Raw genomic sequence first — 22,190 nt, 5'->3', positions numbered from 1 at the left:
GTTGCGGATCTTAAAAAAACGGGGAAAGAAAAACAGGACCGTCCGATTATTCGAACGACCCTGTCTTGACGAGCTGGGTGAAGGCGGAGCGGCTAAATGTTTGCTGATGTTCAACTTGTTTTTCAAAGAAGGAAGGCTTTAACTCGCTGCCGGTTACCCCGTCGGCAATGAGGGAGTCGAGTACTTGCTTCGTCGGGTCGTGTTTCGGCAACAACATCAGACCTTCCGCGACGAACGTGTGGTGGTTCGAGAGTGAGCGTTCGCTCGTGAATGTGAGCGCGATGGCTGCGGGGCGGTTGCTAGGAGACGTAATGATCGCCTCGGCAAGAAGTAACATCCGTTTGTTTAAATAATGATGGAGTGTGACGGCGAACTCGGTCGGTACGAGCATCTCGAGTAACCATTCGTTGTCGTGTTCTTTCGAGATGATCAACCCGTCGACAAGTTCGATTGGGAGGTTCAACTCGTTGCCGTACTCGTCTTGGACGAGTCGGACTTGGACGAGGCGAAACGTTTTCATCGAATCAATCCCTTCCACGGTTTCTTTAGAACATCTTAACATAGTCTGATTGTGAAGATGTGTTACGATAACGTGGGAGCAACAAGGTTCGCGAGTAAAGGAGGAGGCATCAGAATGAGTTGGATTGTAGGGATTATCGGATATTTCGTGATACTGGCCATCGTCTATTATGGTGTCCTTTTCTTCAAGGTAAAACAACAACGGAGTCGGGCTGGTTATCGCATCTTCCTCTTACTGTCGGGACTTTTCTTGATGAGTGGAAGTGACTATATCATCGCCTTGTTCCAAGGGGACACCGAGGCGACATTTTGGCAACGGACTGTCTATTTCGTCTTAATCTTGATTTCTCTTTCTGTGGCGCTTTACTTTCGGAGAAAAGAAGATCAACACCATGCGCATGAGATGACGACCGCATGAAAAATGAGGCTGTGGGATTCCCACAGCCTCATTTTTATTTCGGGATTCGGGTTTGGCGAATCATCTCGAGCTTCAAGTCCCACAGCGGTTGGCTGAACGTCACAGAGTACACTTCCGGTAGACGGAGACGTTTATACTCTTCCCATAAGCCGTTCATCTGCTCACGGTGGTAGTCACGAATCTCTTTCGCGCTCGGAAGCGTATAAACACGCTCACCCTCTAAAAAGATGGGGACGAGCAAACGCTTGACGCTGAAGTTGCGCGTCTTGATCTTAAACGCTGGATCGCGCACATCGATGAGTTCGATTTCGGAATATGACTCGACCGGCTCATCCGATAAGGCGATGTAGTCACCTTTGAACTTTTTCGTGTCGTTGTCGATGATGCGATACAGTTCTTTCTTGTGCGGTGTCGTCGTCTTCACTTTCGAGGAAGATACTTTAATGACCGGTTTCAAGTTGCCAAATTCATCCTCGCGGGCGACGAGTTTATATACCATGCCGAGAGCAGGTTGCTCGTAGGCCGTGATGCCGCGCGTCCCGACGAGGAACGTGTCAGCCTCGGCTCCTTGCATCCGCAAGTCTTGGATGACGTATTCGTCAAGATCTCCGGACACGACGATTTTGACATAGTCGAGACCCGCTTCGTTGAGGGCTTTCCGGGCCCGTTTCGACAAGTAAGCCAAGTCCCCCGAGTCGAGACGGACCGATTTCAAGCGGTACCCGTTTGCCTCGAGTTCTTTTGCGACGGTGATCGCGTTCGGGAGGCCTGACTTGAGCGTGTCATACGTGTCGATCAACAGGCTCGTGTTATCCGGATACATCTCAGCGAACGAGCGGAACGCCGTCAATTCGTCGTCATGGAATTGGATATCTGCGTGCTCCATCGTCCCGCCCGTCGGGACATCGAAATCACGTCCGGCTGAGACGAGACTCGTCACGTCAAATCCAGCAATATAGGCGGCGCGTGTGCCGTAATAGGCGGCGTCGACTCCTTGCGCGCGGCGAGCTCCGCCTTCGAGCAATGTCTCGTTCGGTGCCGCTTGGCGAATGCGCGCATATTTCGTCGCGATGAGTGATTCGTGGTTGGCGATATTCAAAAACGCCGTCTGGAACAGCTTCGCTTCAAAGATGGTCGATTCGATGCGGACGACCTGTTCGTTCGGGAAGATAATCTCGCCTTCGCGTACGCTATAGAGTGAACCAGTGAATTTGAAGTTGCGTAACACGTCCGCGAACGCATCCTCAAAGTCGAGCTGCTCTTTCAAATAGGCGATGTCTTCCTCGGTGAACGAGACGTTCTCTAAGTAATGGACGATGTTTTGTAACCCGGCGAAGACGACGTAGCCGCCACTGAACGGGTTCGAACGATAATATAAATCGAAGACGACTTTTTCGTTATGTCGTCCTTGTTTCCAGTAAATGTACATCCAACGTGGGAGGTAAAGGTCTGTGTGAAGCGCTAAATTCCGATGTAACATAGTCAGTTCCTTTCTGATTTCATGTCACTTCCCGGTAACGGTAGCTCCGAGCGTTGTGACAAAATGTTCGAGCGCCCATTCATGGCCGATCGGGTTAAAGCTTTGTACCGCATCTGCGTGGATGACCATCTTGTAGCCGAGGTTATACGCGTCTACCGCGGTATGCAAGACGCAAATGTCTGTACACACCCCGACTAGATGAATTTCCGTAATACCGCGTTCCCGAAGCCGAAGGTCGAGGTCGGTCCCGGCGAAGGCGCTATACCGTGTCTTGTCAATCCAATGGTCAGCCTGTTCGGCAGCCGTTTTGACAGCACCGTATAAATCGCGTCCTTCTGTCCCACGAATGTTATGGGGTGGGAAGAGTGTCGTTTCCGGATGATACGTGTCACCGGCGTCGTGCACATCGTTCGCGATGACGACATAATCTTCTTTCGAAAACGTTTCAATCAACTGGACGATTCGGTCTTCAATCTCTTGCCCAGGTTTCCCACAAGTCAAACGACCTGTATCTGCGATAAAATCGAACGTATAGTCAATCACGATTAATGCGCGCATAGGAGGTCTCCTCTCAAGTACAGATTAGTTGGCTATCCTTCTTATTCTAAATCATTTTGCATGAAGCGAAAAAGATTATTTTTCATCTGTCTCGGGTAGTAAGTGTAAGTAGAACTGTTAGCGAAAGGGGAATGAACCGATGTTGTTGTCATCTACAGAACTATCGGAACAATTATCGCGCTTGAACGGTTGGGACGTCGTGGATGGGGAACTGCAAAAGACATATCGTCTCGACACGTTTCCGGAGGCGATTCAATTCGTGCACCTCGTCGCCGATTTGGCCGAGTCGCTCGATCACCATCCGAACATCTTAATCGAGTACCGTAACGTCACGCTCACCGTATCGACGCACGACGAAGGCGGCATTACGGAGAAAGACATCATGCTCGCGAAAGGGTGTGAGGAGCTTGTCTAACTTGTATATGACGTTCGCCTCCGGCAGTGTCGCCGAGCGGTTCCGGGAACATCCGGACGTGCTCGTCGCGAGCGGCAATGAGACGATTTTACTCGCTGAAGGGAACAAGTCTCCGTTTCAAAGCGGAAAGACGTTTCAAATCGAAGAAGCGGAAGGACAATTCGCATCCAAAGGGAATATTCTCTATGCGAACATCCCCGTGGATTCGAATGCGCGCTCACTCCTCTTCCATCGCCTGTTGACCGAAAAATCGCGTCTTGGCGCCGGGCATGATGGCTTCACGGCGTTCCGTCTCGGTGTCGACCCGGACGACAACCATGGCATCGTGCTCATCCAGTTCGCCGAAGCCGGCAACAAGTTTCGGGATTCGACGGACTATGTCTTGTTCCAAGAATGGCTCAAAGATGCCGTTGAACAAAAAGGGGCAGGCCCAATTATAAAACACTATGTCGTCACGGAAGCGGATAACCTATAATAAAAGATAACGTCACGTTAGGGGAGGATTTTTAATGAACAAGAACTACTTTTGGATGGGTTTGGCCGCTGGTGCCATCATCGGAGCAGGTGCGTCACTTCTCCATCGCGAGACTCGCGAGCAACAAGTACGTCAGCTGAAAGGGTTAAAGTCACGCCTTAAGACGTCGGACACATCGACACAAGCACATTCGGTCGGCCTCCAAGCATCACCGAAAGGGAGCTTGAAAGACCGTGTCATGGATTTGAAGGCGCTCTATGAAGAGAACCAAGACACAATCCAAAACCTCGTGGAAGACGTCAAAGATTTAGTGGACGCCCTTCAAGAGGCTCGTCATAAAAATCAAATCTAATGCGTATGGCCAAGCGGAATCCGCTTGGCCATTTGTTATTCCTGCTTATATTCTTTGTCGGTTCCGTCCGTGAACGTGACGTCTACTTCGATTTTTTTAGCATCGTCCGCGATGTTGAACGCGGCTTTGATTTGATTCAACACGTCCTCATCCGGTGTGTCCTGGTCGAAGTTTAATTGGCCGAAGACCGGATCGAGTTCTTGCATCGCCTCGTCCCCACGCAAATTTTGGTCATCTTCTTTTCGTTCATAAGAAGCCTCGGTCGAGTCGTTCTCTGCCTCATAGTCGACTTTGATGGCGTCGTCGACGTCCGTATAGTCGACCTCAAGTTCAAACTTTTCAAACGTATACATCGAATTGTTCTCTGTATTCGCCTCGTCCTCAACCGGTGCGTCACTCGGTTGGTTCGTGACTTCATCAGACGATCCGCACCCGGTCATCAAAAAGAGTGATGCTGCAATCGGAAGTGCCCATTTCAAACGTTTCATTCTACCATTCCTCCTTGAACAATCAACCTAATCCGTTCATTCCCTTGTCGTACAAAAACTATGCTTCGATCGACCTGTTTTCCGCCATCGAAGAACTCCCCCTGAATAATTTGTATAAAAATACAATTGACAGTATAAATATACGTATGGTTTAATCGGATTATTCTTTTGAGGAGGTACGACAGATGATCACGTGTGGAATCGTCGGTGTGACGGGATACGCCGGCATGGAACTATTGAAACTGATTACGGCGCATCCGAACTTACGGTTGATGCAAGTGATGAGCGACTCGAGCGCGGGGGTACGATTGACTGAGTTGTATCCATGGATGGAGACGGACGCGTTGCGGCTTGAACCGTTTCATCCGGAAAACCTGCATCAAGTGGACGTGCTGTTTCTTGCGACGCCGAGCGGGGTGTCATCCCACTACATTCAGCAGTTAAACGCATTTGAAGGAGTCGTCGTCGACTTGAGTGGGGACTTACGTCTTTCAGGCGAGGCGTATACGACGTGGTACAACAAAACACCGGTTCACGCGGATATCCAGGCGAAAGCCGTTTACGGGTTAACCGAATGGAATCGCGAAGCATTGAAGACGGCGGACTGGATTTCAAACCCGGGGTGTTACGCGACGGCCGTGTCGCTCGGTCTTCTGCCGTTTCTAACAGATGGCTTGATCGAGCCGGACGAGATTATCGTCTCCGCATGCTCGGGCATTACCGGTGCCGGCAAAGCCTTGAGCACGAAGACGCATCACGCTCGCTCAAATGAGAACGTACAGCTATATAAGATTCACACGCATCAACACATTCCAGAGATTGAACAGACGATTCACCACGTGACAGGGGTCGAGACGACCGTCTCCCTTTCCACGCACCTTTTACCAATCAACCGGGGCATCATGGCGACGATGCACGTCGTCCCAACGATTGATCAGACTGAAGCGGAATGGATTGACCGATTGAGCCGTGTGTACGAACAAGAACCATTCATTCGGGTGCAACAAGGAGAGCCTGAGATTCGAACGGCCGTCGGGTCGAATTATTGCGATCTCTGGGTGTATAAAGACGACCGGACCGGACGGCTCACAATCGTCTCGGTCATTGACAATATGCAAAAAGGGGCAGCTGGACAGGCGATTCAAAACGTCAACGTCCGGTTCGGATTCCATGAGGCGCTCGGGCTAACTGCCCAACCACAGTACATATAGGAGGGATCGCATGACAGATTTAACGATGAGTCCACCGGTGAGTCTCGTGTCACCGAAAGGGTTTCACGCAACAGGCGTACATGCCGGATTGAAACGAAAACGTAAAGACTTGGCGCTGCTCGTCTGTGAACATCTAGCGAGTGCGGCGGCCGTCTACACGACCAATCAATTTCAAGCGGCGCCAATTCAAGTGACGAAACAAACGCTACAAGCATCAAGCGGAAAGATTCGCGCCGTCCTCGTCAACAGCGGGAACGCGAACGCCTGCACCGGCGACCAAGGATTGACGGACGCCTATGCGATGCGAGCGAAAGCAGCCGCGCATTTAGGGATTGAAGAGGATGAAGTCGCGATCGCTTCGACTGGGGTCATCGGGCAATTGTTGCCGATGGACACGCTCTTAGCCGGAATCGAATTGTTGGCGCCTGAGTCGGATGCGGCACAGGCCGGGGCGTTTGCTGAAGCAATTTTGACGACAGACACCGGAGTGAAGACGACCGGGGTCCGTTACGCGGATGGCGACACGTTCGTGACGGTCGCCGGGGTCGCCAAAGGCTCCGGTATGATTCATCCAAATATGGCGACGATGCTCGGGTTTGTGACAACCGATGCCGTCATCGCGCCAGAACTGTTACACGTCGCACTGAAACAAAGCGTTGACGCCTCGTTCAATAACATCACCGTCGACGGGGACAGTTCGACGAATGACATGGTGCTCGTCATGGCGAGCGGCGCTTCCGACACAGAAGAAATCAAGGCAGGAACAGATGCATATCATCGATTCACAAAAGCGTTGACGGACGTTTGCGAGGACCTCGCCAAACAAATCGCACGTGACGGAGAAGGTGCGACGACGCTAATTGAAGTGAACGTCGTCGGGGCGAAGACAGACGAGATGGCCCGTATCATCGCGAAACAGGTCGTCGGATCCTCGCTTGTGAAGACAGCGGTCTATGGTAAAGATGCGAACTGGGGACGTATCATCGCAGCTGTCGGGGCGACGAAAGAACCGATTGACGTCGGTCGGGTCGACATCCATATCGGCTCTCAACTCGTCTTATCGAAAAGTGTGCCGGTCTGGTTCGACGAGACACTCGCCTCAACGGAGATGGGGCAAGACATCGTCGCCATCCGAATCGACTTAAACGACGGAACGGGGACAGGTAGTGCCTATGGCTGCGACCTTACGTACGATTACGTCAAAATCAATGCGAGTTACCGGACATGAGCGTGCGGAAAGTCGTCAAGCTCGGCGGGAGCGTCTGGGACACGCTACACCCGGATTATATGACGGAGTGGAAGAACTGGGTCGAAGCCGGAAATGAATTGATCTTATTGCACGGTGGGGGACCGAGATTGTCGGCTTACTGTGAGAGCCAACAGATCAAGCCCGTCTTTCAAAACGGACGTCGCGTGACAACGGAGGACGTGTTGACGGGGGCGACGCGTGTCCTCGCGGGGGAGATGCAAACAGAAATCGTGACGGCGCTCGGTCGGTCTGGTGTGAATGCGGTCGGATTATCGGGTGTCGACGGACAGATGCTCACCGGACGTGAAATTAAAGACCTCGGGGCCGTCGGAGAAGTCGAGGCGGTGGATGCGTCACTGATCGAGTTACTCGTTCAACACCACTACGTGCCGGTCGTGACGTCGATTCTCTCAGGAGAAAACGGTGCGCTCAACTGTAATGGGGACGATTGTGCCATCGCGGTCGCTTGCGCCCTTGAAGCCGATCACTTCGAGATGATCACCGACGTGCCCGGCATTCGTGTTAACGGTACGTTCCATGAGACGTTGACCGTAAACGAGATGCAACAAGCCATTGAATCGGGAGACATTTATGGGGGCATGATTCCAAAAACAGAGGCACTTCGCTCTGCGCTAAGCGGTGGTGTCGCGCTCGCCATCATTCGAGACGGGAACAACCCGACAGCACCAGGGACACAATTAAAGGAGGGGCACCATGAACGCACTACTTCCCACTTATGGGCAACGAGCCATTGAGATTAAACAGGCAGACGGATCGTACGTGACGGACACGACGGGGAAACAATACCTCGATTTCGTCATGGGCATCGCCGTCTGCAACACCGGACATCGCCATCCAGCTGTCCTTGAAAAGATCGAGGCACAACTTGGCCACGTTTGGCATACGTCCAATCTATATACAATTAGTGGCCAGGAACGTGTGGCGGAGAAACTCGTCGCCGGTACACATTTGACACATGCCTTTTTCTGTAACAGCGGGACAGAGGCGAACGAGGCGGCATTCAAGCTGATTCGAAAATGGACGGGCAAGACGAAAATCGTCTCATTCACAAAGTCGTTTCACGGACGGACATTCGCCATGCTCGGCGCGACTGGACAAGATAAAGTGAAGGCCGGTTTCGGTCCGATGGTATCCGATTTCGTCCACGCACCGTTTAATGACAGCGCGGCACTCGACTTCATCGATGACGAGACGGCAGCTGTCTGGCTTGAAGTCGTTCAAGGGGAAGGTGGCGTCGTCGTCGGTGACGTCGCATGGCTTACGGCATTACAAGCGAAAGCGGATGAACATGGGGTCAAAGTGGTGATCGATGAGGTGCAGACCGGGATCGCCCGAACTGGCACCCGATTCGCCTTCGAACAGACCCCGCTCAAGCCAGATGTCGTCACGCTCGCAAAAGGGCTCGGTAGCGGATTTCCGGTCGGTGCGCTCGTAACGGCACCTGGGGCGGAAGCCGTATTTGAAGCCGGTAGCCACGGGTCGACGTTTGGCGGAAACCCACTCGCCATGGCTGCGGCCGAAGCGACGCTTGCTGTCTTGTTCGAAGATGCAGCGCTCAGCCACGTCCAAGCGATGGGTGCATATTTGAAGTCGGGACTTGAACGTTTTGTCGACGGGGACACGTTCACCGATGTACGTGGGCTCGGTCTCATGCTCGGTCTCGTCGCAACAAAACCGGTGGCCGATTTGATCAATCAACTACGGGAAGCGGGACTTCTCGTCGTCGCGGCCGGACCCGATGTGATTCGGTTCTTGCCGTCACTTCTCGTCAGTCAACAAGAAATCGATGACGCGCTCGCGATCATCGAACAGGTCGTCACAAAGGAGCTGGTGCAATGAACGGGACATTGACGTTACAAAACGGAATGACGTTTAACGGGACATGGGAGACGAGTGCGCGTCTTGGAAAAGGGGAAGTCGTCTTTTTCACCGGGATGACCGGTTATCAAGAAGTGTTGACGGACCCATCGTACGCTGGACAAGTCATCGTCTTCACGTATCCGCTCATTGGACAATATGGTCTCGAGGCCGGTGCGTCTGAAAGTGCGGATATTCAAGTGGCTGGCGTGATTGTACAGACGCTCGCAGGAAACGGACAGTCAAACGAATTAAAAGACTGGTTGGAACATGCGGGAGTTCCCGTCTTGTCTGGAATTGATACGCGCACGCTCGTCCACACGCTCCGTCAAGAGGGTGATCAGTGGGGACTACTCTCCAATGATGCAAGCGACCAAATTAACGGAGACTTTTTACAAATTACGGAGACGGTCACGACCGCGAAGCCGACACAACTCGGGGTAAGTGAAAAAGGGCACATCGTCTGTCTCGATTTCGGGGTGAAGTCCTCGATGGTCGAAGCGATGCTCGCGCGCGGCTACGCTGTCACGACGTTGCCATACGATACGTCGGCAGTGTCCATTCATCACTTGAAGCCAGACGGCGTGCTCATCTCAAACGGACCGGGCGACCCGCGTGATTTGATGGACCGGATTGAGACGATCCGTGAAGTGGCGCTCCGTTACCCGACGCTTGGAATTTGCATGGGGCATCAGCTCATCTCATTGTCGTTTGGAGCGACGATTGAGAAGCAGACCTATGGCCACCGGGGTTCAAACCACCCGGTACGAAATATCCTGACAGGCGAGGTATGGATGACGTCGCAAAACCACGGGTACGTCGTCACGCGCGATAGTCTCGAACGGACGCCACTCGAGCTGTTGTTTGAGAACGTGAACGATTTATCTGTGGAGGGCACAAAGCATCCGACGGCACCGATTTTAACCGCGCAGTTCCATCCAGAAGCAAGCCCTGGACCAAAAGAGGCGCAGGCGTTATTCGATCAATTCGATGAAATGATTCAACAAGGGGTGAACGTATATGCATAAAAAAGTACTCGTCATCGGCTCCGGACCGATTATTATCGGTCAAGCCGCTGAGTTCGATTATTCGGGCACGCAAGCGTGTCAGGCGCTTCGAGAAGCAGGATGTGAGGTCGTCCTGTTCAACTCGAACCCGGCGACGATTATGACCGACCCGGGTATGGCTGACAAGACGTACATCGAGGCGATGACACTCGAGAAAGCTGAGATGATTATCGAGGCGGAACAGCCGACACACGTGCTCGCGACCGTCGGCGGACAGACCGCGCTCAACTTGGCACTTGCGCTCGATGAGGCCGGGGTGCTCGAAAAGCACGGCATCGCGTTACTTGGAACGTCACTTGAGACGATTCGTGACGGCGAGGACCGGGAACGCTTCAAACAAAAAATGCATGAACTCGGCGAACCGCTCCCAGTGAGCACGACGATTGAGACGCTCGATGAGCTCGATGCGTTCATCAAAACAGCAGGTGTTCCGCTTATCGTCCGTCCAGCTTTCACCCTCGGGGGGACAGGGGGCGGCATCGCGACAACCGTGGCAGATGCCTACGAGATGGCACGGCGCGGCCTTGAGGCGAGCCCGATCTCGCAATGTCTCGTCGAAAAGAGTATCGCGGGCTTCAAAGAGTTCGAGTACGAAGTGATGCGCGACAAAAAAGGGACGTGCATCATCGTCTGTAATATGGAAAACATCGACCCCGTCGGCGTGCATACAGGCGATTCGGTCGTCTTTGCCCCGGCCCAGACATTGTCGGATACGATGCACCAAACGTTACGGAGCGCAGCGCTTCGCATCGTCTCCAGTCTCGGTGTCATCGGTGGCTGTAACATTCAATTTGCCGTCCATCCGACTGAACCGACCTATTATGTCATCGAGGTCAATCCGCGTGTGTCACGGAGTTCGGCACTCGCTTCGAAAGCGACCGGCTATCCGATTGCGAAGATTGCGACACGTCTTGCCCTCGGTGAAGGATTGGATGATTGCTTGAATCCGGTGACGAACGGGACGATGGCCAGTTTTGAGCCGACGCTCGACTACGTGACGGCGAAAGTGCCGTGTTTCCCGTTCGACTTGTTCAAAGGGACAGACCGTGCCCTCGGTCCACAGATGAAGGCGACGGGTGAGAGCATGGCGATGGGAAAAACGCTTGAAGAGGCGCTTCAAAAAGCGTGGCGTGGTGCTGGCATTGAACAGGCCCCACTCTATCCGCTGTGGATGAAGCAAGCTAATGCGGATACGTTGTGGCAGGAAGTGCTCGCCCCGACGGACCGTCGCCTGCACGCCTGCCTCGCGCTCATGGACCGCGGTCTCGTATCGCGCCGTGAACTCGAGGACAAGACAGGGATTGCACCGCACTTCATGGTGATGCTCGAAGCACTCGTCACGATGACCCAATCCGACGACTTGTTAACGGAGACGAATTTGTCACAGGCGAAACGCCTCGGGTTCACCGATGCACAAATTGCAGCCCTCTCAGGCGTCACGATGGAAGACGTAACGCAGCTGCGTTCGTCGCTTGGCATTCACCCGGTTTATCATATGGTCGACACGTGCGCGGCCGAGTTTGAAAGCCAGACCCCTTATTTTTACGGGACGTGGCATGGAAAGACGGAAGTCAAAACGAGTACGGCCAAAAAAGTAGCCGTCATCGGGGCGGGTCCGATTCGTATCGGCCAAGGCATCGAATTCGACTACAGCTCGGTCCATGCCGTCTGGGCGCTTCAACGACAAGGCATCGAGGCCATTATGATCAACAACAACCCGGAGACGGTCTCGACCGACTTCACGGTCGCCGACCGCCTTTACGTCGAACCGCTCACGCTAGAGGACGTCACGCACGTTCTTGAAGCGGAAGGGTGTCATGACGTCCTCATCCAATTCGGTGGCCAGACTGGGATTGCGCTCGCCCATGGACTCGAAGCGGCGGGATATCACTTGCTTGGTGCATCGGCTGATGTCATCGACCAAATGGAAGATCGGGACCGCTTCTATGCGTTTCTTGATGAGATTGGTGTGGCGCACATCCCGGGAGAAGAAGTCGGGACGGCCGCTGGACTTTACGACGCGGTCGACCGGATCGGCTTTCCCTGCGTCGTCCGGCCGTCTTACGTCATCGGTGGGAAAGGGATGCATATTTTACAATCAAAAGCCGACCTTGACCGCATCGCCCCGGACCTCGCCTATCCGCTCCTCGTCGATCTATACGTCGCCGGGCGCGAACTCGAGGTCGACTGTGTGACGGACGGTCAGACGGTCTATGTACCAGCCATCTTGGAACAAATCGAGGCGGCCGGGGTTCACTCCGGTGACTCGACGATGGTCATGCCGCCAGTCGAGACGACTGAAGCCCATCAACAGAAGATTGACAAGATGACGAAGCAGATTGGTCAGGCACTCGCGTATCGCGGGGCACTCAACATCCAGTTTGTCTTGAAAGATGACACGATTTACGTCCTTGAGATTAACCCACGGGCGTCACGGACTGTCCCAATCGTCAGCAAAGTGACTAGTGAGCCGCTCGTAGAATGGGCGACGCTCGCCGCGCTTGGTCACGCGCTTGAAACAATCGTACCGGATGAGCGGAAACAACTGACCGGTTATGCCGTGAAGACCCCGATTTTCTCGAGCTTGAAGTTACCGGGGGTCGACCCGCTCACGGGACCCATCATGCGCTCGACAGGGGAGACGCTTCAATTTAGTCCTACGCCAATCGTCGCGGAACGGTTCTGTTATGATGCGACGACGACACGTGTGATGGCGCGGCAACAAACTGTATACGGAGAAGGATGGGAAACGTTCGGTGACCTGCCGCTCGACGCGACCATCGACTTCCAACACGTCGCCGTTTTCTTCTCGAACGTGCCGGCTGAACATATGATGCGGGAGGCGGCGGTCCGAAACGGCGTCCACGTCATCTCGGAGAAACACCTCGCCCGTTACTATCAAGCGACGGTCGACACGACGGCGTTGCCCGTCCGCTCGTTACAAGCGATGCACACAAAGGAGGAATTACCGTTATGACGACAAAGACGTTTAAGCACATGTTGACACTCGAGGAATTGACACCGGCGGATTTAGATGAACTGATTCAATTGGCGATCGACGTGAAACGGGACCCGGCGGCCTACAAGACGACGCTTGCCGACAAGAAAGTCGCTTTGTTGTTTGAGAAGGCGTCAACTCGCACACGCATTTCGTTCGAGGTCGGGGTCGTCGAGCTTGGCGGCTACCCGCTCTTCTTGAGCGGAAGTGATCTTCAAATCGGACGTGGGGAACCGATCACGGATACGATTCAAGTGATGAGCCGTTACGTCGACGCGCTCATGATTCGGACATACGCCCATGAGACGGTTGAGACGCTTGCGACGGCAGGGTCAATTCCGATCATCAACGGGTTGACGGACACACATCATCCATGCCAAGTACTCGCCGACTTGTTGACGATTGAGGAGACGTTCGGTTCGCGCCAAGGGAAAGTATTGACGTATATCGGTGACGGGAACAACATGGCTCACTCGCTCATGCTTGGTGGTGCATTAAGTGGCATGCAAATCCGCATCGCCTCGCCGGAAGGTTATACGGTCGACGAGACGATTTATAACAAGGCCGTCGCGCTTGCGGAGACGACCGGCGGCAGCGTCACGCTATATCATGACCCTGTTGAGGCAACAGTTGGGGCAGACGTCGTTTACACGGACGTGTTCGCCAGCATGGGGCAAGAGCAGGAAGCGGAAGCTCGCCTCGCTCACTTCACTTCGTTCCAAGTGGACGACGCGTTAATGGCATCGGCCCAGGACGACGCAATCTTCCTGCACTGTCTTCCGGCTCATCGCGGCGAAGAAGTGACGGCGGATGTGATTGACGGCCCGCAGTCGCTCGTCTTCGACCAAGCCGAAAACCGGCTCCATGCCCAAAAAGCACTCATGATCACATTGCTCGCCTAACGAAAAGGAGCCTCGCCGACTGGCGAGGCTCCTTTTGTCATAAGAAACGTGCGAACAGACCGAAGACGGCAAGTCCGATAATCACGTAAAAAATCCATTTCCCTTCACCTGTATGGATGATGGGCGGTGCGTACTTGCGCGGCTTGTACTTCCCGTATCGGAGCGGTCGTGCATACGGCACGGCATAGCGCGACAATGGATAAGCGAGCAAGAATCCGGCGAGGAATCCGTACACGTGACCCCAGAGTGAAACGTTCGAACCGATTAACGTGAAGACGGCGCTGATGGCGACGAAAATGAAGACGAGTCGCGCGTCTTGGCTATCGATCAGCGTCCGACGGAAACGTCCGATGAACACGTAGAAACCAAGAATCGCTAAAATCGCACCCGATGCACCGGCTTGTAGATAGAACAGTTGGCTCACGGTGAAGTATGTGAGCAAGTTAGCGATGGCGCCGGCAACGAGATAGAACAGGGCGAAACGAACATGGCCGACCATGCGCTCCATCGCCGGACCGAAAATGATGAGGGCGAACGAGTTAAACAGCAAGTGCCCTAGCCCTAAATGGATGAAGTTGGCCGTCACGAGTCGATACCATTGCCCCTCTGCGAGTGCGAGATGGAACGACCCACCCCGTGCGACAATCTGCAGCCCCGGCATCAAAGAATCGATGACAAACACGACTAGTTGGATTACAATGAACAGCGTTACGAGCGGGTATGCTCGGATGAACGTTTGAACATTCTCAGTACGACTAAACATAGCATCACCTCTTTCCTCAATTGTATAAGGAAACGAGTGAAAAAGGAAAGGAGCGAGTGTCCTGTGATTGTAGGAATCGGCATCGATCTCGTTGAACTCGAGCGCATTGCTCGCTCGATCCAAAAGACGCGGTTCATGGAACGGCTCTTGACCGAAGCGGAACGTGAACTCGCGTCAAATTATCCGGAACACCGTCGCATCGAATTCGTCGCCGGCCGTTTCGCCGCAAAAGAAGCGTATGCGAAAGCAGTCGGGACCGGCATCGCTCGCGGATTGTCGTGGCAACAGATTGAAGTGTTGCCCGACGAGACAGGACGGCCAGTCATGACGGCACCGTCGCCGGGACGGATTCATGTCAGCATTAGCCATAGTGAACAATACGCCGTGGCCCAAGTCATCATTGAAGAGGGGGATTCCGATGTATCGTCCAAGTAAAATTGAAATTGACCGGGCAGCGATTGCGCATAACGTGAAAGAGGTTAAGCGTCGCATCCCACAACAATTGATGGCTGTCGTCAAAGCGAACGCATACGGGCATGGCGCCGTCGAGGTCGCGACGATTGCGCTCGAAAACGGAGCTACGATGCTCGGGGTCGCTTTGCTTGAAGAAGCGATCGAACTCCGCGAAGCCGGTATCGAGGCACCAATCCTTGTCATGGAAGCACAGTTTCCTGAATCGGCAGGTGTCGCAGCAAAACACGACGTCATCCTCTCCGTCTTCTCGGCGGCTTGGCTCGAAGAAGCGAAGATGCATCTGAACGACCGGCCGCTCACCGTGCATATAAAAGTGGACACTGGAATGGGGCGTCTCGGTCTACGGACTCGGGAAGAACTCGATGCGCTCCTTGAAACGGCTGATGACCGCTTTGTCCTCGAAGGTATCTATACGCATTTTGCGACGGCCGATGAGCCGGATAGTGCACTCTATCATGAGCAGCAAATCCGTTTCGATCGATTGATGGACGGGCTCGCTTCGCGCTTTCGGTATATCCATACGTCGAACTCGGCCGGGGCAATCCGTATGGCCGGTGAGGACGTGCCCTATAACTTAGTCCGTGTCGGCATCGCCATCTATGGGCTTTATCCGTCAAACGAGATGGCATCGTTTTACACCTTTTTACGACCGGCGTTCACGCTGAAGAGTAAACTCATGCAAGTGAAACAGCTTGAAGCCGGGCAGACCATCAGTTACGGGGCGACATACACGACGACAGAAGATGAGTGGATCGGAACGGTGCCGGTCGGTTACGCAGACGGTTGGATTCGAAAGGCGAGCGGATTCGAAGTCGATGTCAATGGCACACGTTGTCCGATTGTCGGGCGTGTCTGCATGGACCGTTTCATGATTAAACTGCCAGAAGAAGTCCCGATCGGTACCGACGTGACACTTATCGGGGGTCCGGTGCCAATCGATGAATTGGCGGCACATTTAGACACAATCAATTATGAAGTCGTCTGTCAGTTGACGAGCCGCTTGCCGAGACACTATGTGTGAATCAGAAAACGTGTGAAATTATCTGAATTCTTTCTCGAATCCTCTATATTTTCCCAAACTCGCGTGTTATATTGATAAAGAACGCGGGAAAAAACATTCCGCCAGTCCATTGAAACGATTCTGGAGGTGTAAGATGTTGAAACAGCGAACAGCGGGTGCATTGGCGTCCGTTCCAGATCGGTTCTCGCAGCATGGGGGTCCGATTTCGATGAAAGATCGTGAATCATTGTCATTGAACGATGTAGTGACGTACTTGTCCAAAGAAATTGCTGATCGACAACAAGCACTGCGTGAAGAATTGGCGAAAGGCTATCAAGAGATGGCCGCGTTTAATTTGAATATGGCAGAAGAGATGCTGATGATTGAGACGGAAGCCGAACATGCTCTCTTACGTCAAGTAAGCGGGGTGTGAGCGGAGTGATCGTAAAGCGTGGTGACGTGTTTTATGCGAATCTGTCGCCCGTAGTCGGTTCAGAGCAAGGTGGAGTTCGTCCGGTCCTCGTCATTCAAAACGATATCGGCAATCGCTTTAGCCCGACCGTCATTGTCGCTGCGATTACGGCTCAGATCCAGAAAGCAAAACTGCCGACTCATGTGGAAGTGTATCAAGTCAAACACGGGCTCGAACGAGACTCGGTGATTTTGCTTGAACAGATTCGAACGATTGATAAACGTCGTCTGACGGACAAGGTGACACATCTTGACGATGAGACGATGCACAAAGTGGACAGAGCGCTAGAGATTAGTATGGGATTAATCCCGCTCTAGCTTACATATGAACAGAACCGGTACATGGGTATCGGTTTTTTTTCAAAAATTAATAAAAATTTAGGTTTAAGATTATGAAACAAGGGAATTATATTTAATCGTACTCGATTTTTCTGTGCGCAACTTTAGGAGGGAATAACGATGGATTTAGCGATTCGCGAGCAAGTCATTGGAGATCAATTACACCTTTACGTATCCGGAGAAGTGGATACATATACCGCTCCCAAACTGAAAGAAGTCTTGCATCCGGCAATCACGGAGCAAAACGTCGTCGTTCATTTGGATGAAGTGGATTATATGGACTCAACAGGTCTCGGCGTTTTCGTCGGTGCCCTTAAAATAGCAACACGCAATGAGAAAGAGTTGTCGCTCGTCGGGGTAACCGATCGTGTCAATCGTCTCTTTGAATTGACTGGCCTTCACAAATTGCTCTCGATTAACACGAATGTAAGAGGTGGCACGCAATGAGTAACATCGAACAGACGGTGATGACGTTCCCGGCCAAACCAGAGTATGTCGGTGTGGTCCGTTTAGTCGTGTCAGGAATCGCGAATCGTATGGGCTACACATACGATGAGATCGAAGACATTAAAATCGCAGTCTCGGAAGCTTGTGGTAACGCTGTTCAACATGCATATGATGACCAAGAAGGTGAAGTGAAACTCACGTGTGGCGTATACACGGATCGTTTAGAGATGACGATTGAGGATTCGGGCAAGACGTTTGCCGATGATGTGAAACGCCAAGCGGCTCCAGTCGAAGAGACGACTGAAATCGAATCGCTTCACGAAGGAGGACTCGGTCTGTTCCTCATTGAAGCGTTAATGGATGACGTCTCGATCAACAAAGACAGTGGTGTCAAAGTGACGATGACGAAACTCCTTAACAGGGACGAGGTGGATCAGAGTGCCAGCAAAATCTCAACAACGCCATCACAGTGATGATGAAGTACTAGAGTGGATTGAACGCTATCAGCAGGACGACCAAAACGAGGAAGTCCAGATGCTCCTGATCAATCGCTACTCGGACCTCGTCGAGGCGCTCGCTCGTAAGTTCTCCCGTGGTCGGGCCATCCATGATGATCTCGTCCAAGTCGGGATGATTGGACTGCTCGCAGCGCTCCGCCGTTTCGACCCAGAATTCGGACGTAGTTTTGAATCGTTTGCCGTCCCGACGATCATCGGGGAAATCAAGCGATTCATTCGTGACAAAACATGGAGCGTCCACGTGCCCCGTCGCATTAAAGAACTCGGGCCAAAGATTAAGAAGACGGTCGAAGAGTTGACGACGGAGCTTCAACGCTCACCGCGAATCGACGAGATTGCCGATCATCTTGGGGTCTCTGATGAAGAGATTCTTGAGACGCTCGAGATGGGTAAGAGTTATCAAGCTCTCTCGGTCGATAGCTCGATTGAAGCGGATAATGAAGGTAGCACCGTCACGCTACTCGATCTCGTCGGTAGTCAAGAACGGGGTTACGAGTCCGTCGATCAGCGACTCATTCTCGAAAAGGCGTTCAGTGTATTGAACGAACGAGAACAGGCCATTTTAGAATGTGCCTACTATAAAAACATGAGCCAAAAAGAGACGGGCGAATTGCTCGGCATCTCGCAGATGCATGTATCACGCTTGCAGCGTCGTGCCCTCGAGAAGTTACGTGAGGCCATCAAAGTGCCGCTCAATGAAGTGTTTTCTAGCGATGACTGAGGAGTCATCGTTTTTTTGTTGTTCTCTCTTTGCTACACTTCATAGTAGAGACTAGAAAAGGAAGTGATTCGTTTGATCACGAAAGTCGCAAAAGCACTCCAAGTAAAAGAGAGTCAAGTCGAGACGGTAAAACAACTCGCCGCTGACGGGGCGACCATCCCGTTTATGGCCCGTTACCGTAAAGAGATGACGGGAAACCTCGACGAAGTCGAAATCAAAGCGATTCTTGACGCACTACAATATGAAGAGAACTTGCAGAAACGAAAGAGCGACGTGCTCGCGAAACTAGAAGAACTCGAGAAGGCGACGCCGGAATTGGCACGTGCGCTCGAAACTGCGACGACGCTACAACAAGTCGACGACATCTATTTGCCGTACCGGCCGAAGCGACGGACGAAAGCCGAACAAGGTCGCGAGAAAGGGTTGCAGCCGCTCGCCGACTGGTATCGTAACCCGTCCGCTTATTCGTTGAAAGACGCACAGCAGCTTGCCGGAGAGACACCGCTCGACGAAGCATTACCGTTCGTCCAAGCGATTATTGGGGAAGAGTGGGGCGAAACAGCGTCGCTTCGTCAAACACTGCGGACCCGTGTCCGGAAAGAAGCGCTTCTTCGGTCACAAAAGAAAAAGCAGGCGGAAGATGAGAAAGAGATCTTCGCACAGTATTACGAGTACGAAGAAAAAGTTGCCGGGATTGTTCCGCACCGTGTCCTCGCTTTGAATCGCGGAGAGCGGACGGACGTTCTTCAAGTCAAACTCGTGTTTGATGAGACGACGTTCATGAACCAGGCGTTACGTCCGTTCGAACGATTACCGGCCGAGAAACGTGAACTCGTCACTTTAGCTATGAAAGAAGCGTACAAAAAATCGGTATTTCCAGCGATCGAACGCGAGATTCGCGGTGAATTGACCGAGACGGCTGAAGAGCAGGCGATTGACGTCTTCGCTAAAAACTTGAAGCAGCTCTACATGCAACCGCCTCTTCGGGAAGTCGTGGTGCTCGGGATTGATCCGGCGTATCGGACCGGTTGTAAATGGGCCGTTGTCAATGAGATTGGAAAAGTCGAAGAAGTCGGTGTGTTTTATCCGACGGCACCGAAGCACGACGTCGCGGGTTCCGAAAAAGTGCTCGCCTCACTCGTGAAGAAGTATCCGATTTCTGTCATTGTCATCGGAAACGGTACCGCGTCACGCGAAACGGAGCAGTTCGTTTCGGACTGGTTAAAAAAAGCCGAGCGTGAGATTGCGTATGCAATCGTAAACGAAGCTGGGGCGAGTGTGTATTCGGCTTCAGAAGTCGCACGTACCGAATTTCCAGAGCTGAAGGTCGAAGAACGGTCTGCCGTCTCGATTGCGAGACGGATTCAAGACGCGATGGCCGAACTCGTCAAAGTTGATCCGCAATCTGTCGGGGTCGGCCAGTATCAGCATGACGTCAGTCAAAACAAACTGAAGGCTTCGCTCGAATTCGTCGTCGAAAGTGTCGTTAACATGGTCGGGGTCGATGTGAACCGGGCCTCGGAATCGCTTTTGACGTATGTATCAGGCTTAAACAAGACGACGGCGAAGAACATCGTGGCGTATCGCGATGAGTTCGGACGGTTCGATACGCGGAAAGAAATCAAAAAAGTACCGCGCCTTGGTGCCAAAGCGTTTGAGCAAGCTGCCGGCTTTTTACGAATCACGAACGGCAGCGACGTGCTCGATCAGACTGAGATTCACCCCGAGAGTTATAAGCTGACACTCTCACTATTGAAAGAACTCGGTGTCTCGAAGCAAGCGGTCGGGACGGCCGAACTGCGGGACCGATTAAAGACTGTTGATGCGAGTGCGCTCGGTGAAAAGTTGGGTGCCGGACTACCGACGATCGAGGACATCCTGAAGTCGCTCGCAAAACCGGGACGCGATCCGCGCGAAGACATTCAAAAACCGTTGCTTCGGACTGACGTCATGAACTTAGAAGACCTTCAAGTTGGGATGGAGTTCCAAGGGACGGTGCGGAACGTCATCGACTTCGGGGCGTTTATTGATATCGGCGTCAAACAAGACGGGCTTGTCCATATATCGAAACTGTCGAACCGTTACGTAAAGCACCCGCTTGATGTGGTCGCGGTCGGAGACATCGTGACGGTCTGGATTGAACAAGTTGATGTGAATCGCGGACGGATTAGTTTGACGATGCTCGCGCCTAAGAATTGAGGATGGGCATATAAAGAAGAAAGTCGGGGTTGAGCAAAATGAAATCATTTTGCTCAACTTTTTTTAAGAAAAAGTGTTGACGGTCTTTTTGGACCGTGCTATCTTATAGAAGTCGCCGAGAGACGGCATGCGAAATTAAAGCTTTTCTAAAAAAGTGATTGACAGGTTTCTGGTTTGCGGTTACAATTTAAATCGTTACTTCGATAAATTCAAGCAACGTTCCGCAATAGCTCAGTGGTAGAGCAACCGGCTGTTAACCGGTAGGTCGTAGGTTCAAATCCTACTTGCGGAGCCATTTTATTTTGGAGACGTACCCAAGAGGCTATAAGGGGCTCCCCTGCTAAGGGAGTAGGCTGGGAAACCGGTGCGAGGGTTCGAATCCCTCCGTCTCCGCCACTTAACTTTTAGAAAAACATTCCTGGCCCGTTGGTCAAGCGGTTAAGACACCGCCCTTTCACGGCGGTAACACGGGTTCGAATCCCGTACGGGTCACCATCATATGGAGGATTAGCTCAGCTGGGAGAGCACCTGCCTTACAAGCAGGGGGTCGGCGGTTCGATCCCGTCATCCTCCACCATTCAAATAAAGCGTAATCTGGTCTCGTGGTGTAGGGGTTAACATGCCTGCCTGTCACGCAGGAGATCGCGGGTTCAAATCCCGTCGAGACCGCCATTTACGTTGGGCTGTAGCCAAGTGGTAAGGCATCGGATTTTGATTCCGACATGCGAAGGTTCGATCCCTTCCAGCCCAGCTTTTTATTTGAGTCATTAGCTCAGTTGGTAGAGCATCTGACTTTTAATCAGAGGGTCGCAGGTTCGAGCCCTGCATGACTCACCATTTTTATTCCTCGTAACACTTTATACGCTGCGGTCGTGGCGGAATCGGTAGACGCGCTAGGTTGAGGGCCTAGTGGTGGTTAACACCGTGGAGGTTCAAGTCCTCTCGACCGCACCAATACGCACCCTTAGCTCAGCTGGATAGAGCGTTAGACTACGAATCTAAAGGCCGGGAGTTCGAATCTCTCAGGGTGCACCATTTTTATTATGGGCCTATAGCTCAGCCGGTTAGAGCGCACGCCTGATAAGCGTGAGGTCGGTGGTTCGAGTCCACTTAGGCCCACCATTTTAACTGACGAACTTTGAAAACTGAACGATGAGGCAAAAAAGTTTTACAATTTTTGAATGAAGCGCAAGCTTCGTCATTTTCAAGAGCTATATCAAATTCTTTGGAGAGTTTGATCCTGGCTCA

At 52.6% G+C, this 22,190-nt stretch carries 24 protein-coding genes and 10 tRNA genes; 29 read left to right on the top strand and 5 right to left on the bottom strand.

What is annotated here, in order from left to right; genetic code table 11:
• Positions 1–46: 46 nt before the first annotated feature.
• The gene (locus KNP92_RS10820) at positions 47–520 is read right to left on the bottom strand and encodes a YwpF family protein (RefSeq protein ID WP_214840405.1); all 474 of its coding nucleotides are present in this window, start codon (positions 518–520) and stop codon (positions 47–49) included.
• A 114-nt stretch (positions 521–634) separates the two neighbouring features.
• Here KNP92_RS10820 and KNP92_RS10815 point away from each other — a divergent pair, with 114 nt between their 5' ends.
• Positions 635–937 carry a hypothetical protein gene (locus tag KNP92_RS10815; protein ID WP_214840403.1) on the top strand — a complete coding sequence of 101 codons (303 nt, stop codon included), beginning with the start codon at positions 635–637 and terminating at the stop codon, positions 935–937.
• Between the two features lie 34 nt (positions 938–971).
• Here the strand turns inward: KNP92_RS10815 and KNP92_RS10810 are convergent, their stop codons facing one another.
• On the bottom strand, positions 972–2,417 hold the full coding sequence (locus KNP92_RS10810; protein WP_214840401.1) for a nicotinate phosphoribosyltransferase: 1,446 nt from the start codon (positions 2,415–2,417) through the stop codon (positions 972–974).
• A gap of 24 nt (positions 2,418–2,441) precedes the next feature.
• Positions 2,442–2,975: a cysteine hydrolase family protein gene (locus KNP92_RS10805; protein WP_214840399.1), complete on the bottom strand. Its 534-nt coding sequence runs from the start codon at positions 2,973–2,975 to the stop codon at positions 2,442–2,444.
• Between the two features lie 139 nt (positions 2,976–3,114).
• On the opposite strand from KNP92_RS10805, the gene KNP92_RS10800 reads away from it, so the two are divergent.
• Genes KNP92_RS10800 through KNP92_RS10790 form a run of 3 tightly spaced genes read left to right on the top strand, consistent with a single transcriptional unit; the run spans position 3,115 to position 4,217 of the window.
• On the top strand, positions 3,115–3,390 hold the full coding sequence (locus KNP92_RS10800; protein WP_214840397.1) for a 4a-hydroxytetrahydrobiopterin dehydratase: 276 nt from the start codon (positions 3,115–3,117) through the stop codon (positions 3,388–3,390).
• A complete protein-coding gene (locus KNP92_RS10795; protein ID WP_251136554.1) occupies positions 3,383–3,865 on the top strand; it encodes a hypothetical protein in 483 nt (160 codons plus the stop codon). Before KNP92_RS10800 ends, KNP92_RS10795 begins: the two co-directional genes overlap by 8 nt.
• Positions 3,866–3,899: 34 nt before the next feature.
• Positions 3,900–4,217, top strand: coding sequence for a hypothetical protein (locus KNP92_RS10790; RefSeq protein ID WP_214840395.1), 318 nt, complete (start codon positions 3,900–3,902; stop codon positions 4,215–4,217).
• 35 nt (positions 4,218–4,252) lie between these two features.
• Here KNP92_RS10790 and KNP92_RS10785 read toward each other — a convergent pair whose 3' ends face one another.
• Positions 4,253–4,705, bottom strand: a complete 453-nt coding sequence (locus KNP92_RS10785; protein WP_214840393.1) for a YusW family protein — start codon at positions 4,703–4,705, stop codon at positions 4,253–4,255.
• A 185-nt stretch (positions 4,706–4,890) separates the two neighbouring features.
• Between KNP92_RS10785 and argC the strand changes: the two genes are divergently transcribed.
• The 7 genes from argC to argF are packed head-to-tail and all read left to right on the top strand — an operon-like array spanning position 4,891 to position 14,010.
• Complete coding sequence (gene argC / locus KNP92_RS10780) at positions 4,891–5,916, top strand: N-acetyl-gamma-glutamyl-phosphate reductase (RefSeq protein WP_214840391.1); 1,026 nt, start codon at positions 4,891–4,893, stop codon at positions 5,914–5,916.
• A gap of 10 nt (positions 5,917–5,926) precedes the next feature.
• Complete coding sequence (argJ, locus tag KNP92_RS10775; RefSeq protein ID WP_214840389.1) at positions 5,927–7,144, top strand: bifunctional glutamate N-acetyltransferase/amino-acid acetyltransferase ArgJ; 1,218 nt, start codon at positions 5,927–5,929, stop codon at positions 7,142–7,144.
• A complete protein-coding gene (gene argB / locus KNP92_RS10770) occupies positions 7,141–7,920 on the top strand; it encodes an acetylglutamate kinase (RefSeq protein WP_214840387.1) in 780 nt (259 codons plus the stop codon). Before argJ ends, argB begins: the two co-directional genes overlap by 4 nt.
• Positions 7,880–9,025 (top strand): acetylornithine transaminase, encoded by a 1,146-nt coding sequence (locus KNP92_RS10765; RefSeq protein ID WP_214840385.1) that lies wholly within the window; start codon positions 7,880–7,882, stop codon positions 9,023–9,025. The genes argB and KNP92_RS10765 overlap by 41 nt, the downstream gene beginning before the upstream one ends.
• A complete protein-coding gene (locus tag KNP92_RS10760) occupies positions 9,022–10,071 on the top strand; it encodes a carbamoyl phosphate synthase small subunit (protein WP_214840383.1) in 1,050 nt (349 codons plus the stop codon). Before KNP92_RS10765 ends, KNP92_RS10760 begins: the two co-directional genes overlap by 4 nt.
• Entirely contained in the window at positions 10,064–13,087 is a 3,024-nt protein-coding gene (carB, locus tag KNP92_RS10755; RefSeq protein ID WP_214840381.1) for a carbamoyl-phosphate synthase (glutamine-hydrolyzing) large subunit, read from the top strand. Before KNP92_RS10760 ends, carB begins: the two co-directional genes overlap by 8 nt.
• Positions 13,084–14,010 carry an ornithine carbamoyltransferase gene (argF, locus tag KNP92_RS10750; RefSeq protein WP_214840379.1) on the top strand — a complete coding sequence of 309 codons (927 nt, stop codon included), beginning with the start codon at positions 13,084–13,086 and terminating at the stop codon, positions 14,008–14,010. The genes carB and argF overlap by 4 nt, the downstream gene beginning before the upstream one ends.
• Positions 14,011–14,047: 37 nt before the next feature.
• Here argF and KNP92_RS10745 read toward each other — a convergent pair whose 3' ends face one another.
• On the bottom strand, positions 14,048–14,773 hold the full coding sequence (locus tag KNP92_RS10745; RefSeq protein ID WP_214840377.1) for a rhomboid family intramembrane serine protease: 726 nt from the start codon (positions 14,771–14,773) through the stop codon (positions 14,048–14,050).
• 63 nt (positions 14,774–14,836) lie between these two features.
• Between KNP92_RS10745 and acpS the strand changes: the two genes are divergently transcribed.
• From acpS to KNP92_RS10655, 18 genes are all read left to right on the top strand, one after another.
• The gene (gene acpS, locus KNP92_RS10740) at positions 14,837–15,208 is read left to right on the top strand and encodes a holo-ACP synthase (protein WP_214840375.1); all 372 of its coding nucleotides are present in this window, start codon (positions 14,837–14,839) and stop codon (positions 15,206–15,208) included.
• Positions 15,192–16,268 (top strand): alanine racemase, encoded by a 1,077-nt coding sequence (alr, locus tag KNP92_RS10735; protein ID WP_214840367.1) that lies wholly within the window; start codon positions 15,192–15,194, stop codon positions 16,266–16,268. Before acpS ends, alr begins: the two co-directional genes overlap by 17 nt.
• 133 nt (positions 16,269–16,401) lie before the next feature.
• Positions 16,402–16,680 (top strand): hypothetical protein, encoded by a 279-nt coding sequence (locus tag KNP92_RS10730; RefSeq protein WP_214840365.1) that lies wholly within the window; start codon positions 16,402–16,404, stop codon positions 16,678–16,680.
• 5 nt (positions 16,681–16,685) lie between these two features.
• Entirely contained in the window at positions 16,686–17,036 is a 351-nt protein-coding gene (locus KNP92_RS10725; protein ID WP_016510516.1) for a type II toxin-antitoxin system PemK/MazF family toxin, read from the top strand.
• 141 nt (positions 17,037–17,177) lie between these two features.
• Positions 17,178–17,504, top strand: coding sequence for an STAS domain-containing protein (locus KNP92_RS10720; RefSeq protein ID WP_034808704.1), 327 nt, complete (start codon positions 17,178–17,180; stop codon positions 17,502–17,504).
• Positions 17,501–17,977, top strand: a complete 477-nt coding sequence (gene rsbW, locus KNP92_RS10715; protein ID WP_211780050.1) for an anti-sigma B factor RsbW — start codon at positions 17,501–17,503, stop codon at positions 17,975–17,977. Before KNP92_RS10720 ends, rsbW begins: the two co-directional genes overlap by 4 nt.
• The gene (gene sigB / locus KNP92_RS10710; protein WP_034808700.1) at positions 17,943–18,743 is read left to right on the top strand and encodes an RNA polymerase sigma factor SigB; all 801 of its coding nucleotides are present in this window, start codon (positions 17,943–17,945) and stop codon (positions 18,741–18,743) included. Before rsbW ends, sigB begins: the two co-directional genes overlap by 35 nt.
• Positions 18,744–18,815: 72 nt before the next feature.
• Entirely contained in the window at positions 18,816–20,942 is a 2,127-nt protein-coding gene (locus tag KNP92_RS10705) for a Tex family protein (RefSeq protein ID WP_214840363.1), read from the top strand.
• A gap of 220 nt (positions 20,943–21,162) precedes the next feature.
• Positions 21,163–21,237, top strand: a tRNA-Asn gene (locus KNP92_RS10700).
• Between the two features lie 9 nt (positions 21,238–21,246).
• Positions 21,247–21,338 (top strand) — tRNA-Ser (locus KNP92_RS10695).
• A gap of 24 nt (positions 21,339–21,362) precedes the next feature.
• Positions 21,363–21,437: transfer RNA gene (locus KNP92_RS10690), tRNA-Glu, on the top strand.
• A gap of 6 nt (positions 21,438–21,443) precedes the next feature.
• Positions 21,444–21,519 (top strand) — tRNA-Val (locus KNP92_RS10685).
• 19 nt (positions 21,520–21,538) lie between these two features.
• Positions 21,539–21,614: transfer RNA gene (locus tag KNP92_RS10680), tRNA-Asp, on the top strand.
• A 7-nt stretch (positions 21,615–21,621) separates the two neighbouring features.
• Positions 21,622–21,693: transfer RNA gene (locus KNP92_RS10675), tRNA-Gln, on the top strand.
• 10 nt (positions 21,694–21,703) lie between these two features.
• Positions 21,704–21,779: transfer RNA gene (locus KNP92_RS10670), tRNA-Lys, on the top strand.
• Between the two features lie 29 nt (positions 21,780–21,808).
• Positions 21,809–21,896 (top strand) — tRNA-Leu (locus tag KNP92_RS10665).
• A gap of 4 nt (positions 21,897–21,900) precedes the next feature.
• Positions 21,901–21,977: transfer RNA gene (locus KNP92_RS10660), tRNA-Arg, on the top strand.
• A 10-nt stretch (positions 21,978–21,987) separates the two neighbouring features.
• Positions 21,988–22,064 (top strand) — tRNA-Ile (locus tag KNP92_RS10655).
• Positions 22,065–22,190 lie beyond the last annotated feature (126 nt).

This window comes from Exiguobacterium sp. s122 (assembly GCF_018618475.1).
In the GTDB taxonomy this organism is placed as follows: domain Bacteria; phylum Bacillota; class Bacilli; order Exiguobacteriales; family Exiguobacteriaceae; genus Exiguobacterium; species Exiguobacterium himgiriensis.
This window is presented reverse-complemented; position numbering and strand designations above follow the sequence as displayed.

Bases quoted from the DNA above. Each gene is read 5' to 3' on its own strand.
- argJ (WP_214840389.1), top strand. From the start codon at position 5,927: ATGACAGATTTAACGATGAGTCCACCGGTGAGTCTCGTGTCACCGAAA.
- KNP92_RS10810 (WP_214840401.1), bottom strand. From the start codon at position 2,417: ATGTTACATCGGAATTTAGCGCTTCACACAGACCTTTACCTCCCACGT.
- KNP92_RS10790 (WP_214840395.1), top strand. From the start codon at position 3,900: ATGAACAAGAACTACTTTTGGATGGGTTTGGCCGCTGGTGCCATCATC.
- KNP92_RS10745 (WP_214840377.1), bottom strand. From the start codon at position 14,773: ATGTTTAGTCGTACTGAGAATGTTCAAACGTTCATCCGAGCATACCCG.
- KNP92_RS10720 (WP_034808704.1), top strand. From the start codon at position 17,178: ATGGATTTAGCGATTCGCGAGCAAGTCATTGGAGATCAATTACACCTT.
- KNP92_RS10805 (WP_214840399.1), bottom strand. From the start codon at position 2,975: ATGCGCGCATTAATCGTGATTGACTATACGTTCGATTTTATCGCAGAT.
- KNP92_RS10815 (WP_214840403.1), top strand. From the start codon at position 635: ATGAGTTGGATTGTAGGGATTATCGGATATTTCGTGATACTGGCCATC.
- KNP92_RS10785 (WP_214840393.1), bottom strand. From the start codon at position 4,705: ATGAAACGTTTGAAATGGGCACTTCCGATTGCAGCATCACTCTTTTTG.
- KNP92_RS10765 (WP_214840385.1), top strand. From the start codon at position 7,880: ATGAACGCACTACTTCCCACTTATGGGCAACGAGCCATTGAGATTAAA.
- alr (WP_214840367.1), top strand. From the start codon at position 15,192: ATGTATCGTCCAAGTAAAATTGAAATTGACCGGGCAGCGATTGCGCAT.
- carB (WP_214840381.1), top strand. From the start codon at position 10,064: ATGCATAAAAAAGTACTCGTCATCGGCTCCGGACCGATTATTATCGGT.
- KNP92_RS10760 (WP_214840383.1), top strand. From the start codon at position 9,022: ATGAACGGGACATTGACGTTACAAAACGGAATGACGTTTAACGGGACA.
- argB (WP_214840387.1), top strand. From the start codon at position 7,141: ATGAGCGTGCGGAAAGTCGTCAAGCTCGGCGGGAGCGTCTGGGACACG.
- argC (WP_214840391.1), top strand. From the start codon at position 4,891: ATGATCACGTGTGGAATCGTCGGTGTGACGGGATACGCCGGCATGGAA.
- KNP92_RS10800 (WP_214840397.1), top strand. From the start codon at position 3,115: ATGTTGTTGTCATCTACAGAACTATCGGAACAATTATCGCGCTTGAAC.
- KNP92_RS10730 (WP_214840365.1), top strand. From the start codon at position 16,402: ATGTTGAAACAGCGAACAGCGGGTGCATTGGCGTCCGTTCCAGATCGG.
- rsbW (WP_211780050.1), top strand. From the start codon at position 17,501: ATGAGTAACATCGAACAGACGGTGATGACGTTCCCGGCCAAACCAGAG.
- argF (WP_214840379.1), top strand. From the start codon at position 13,084: ATGACGACAAAGACGTTTAAGCACATGTTGACACTCGAGGAATTGACA.
- KNP92_RS10820 (WP_214840405.1), bottom strand. From the start codon at position 520: ATGAAAACGTTTCGCCTCGTCCAAGTCCGACTCGTCCAAGACGAGTAC.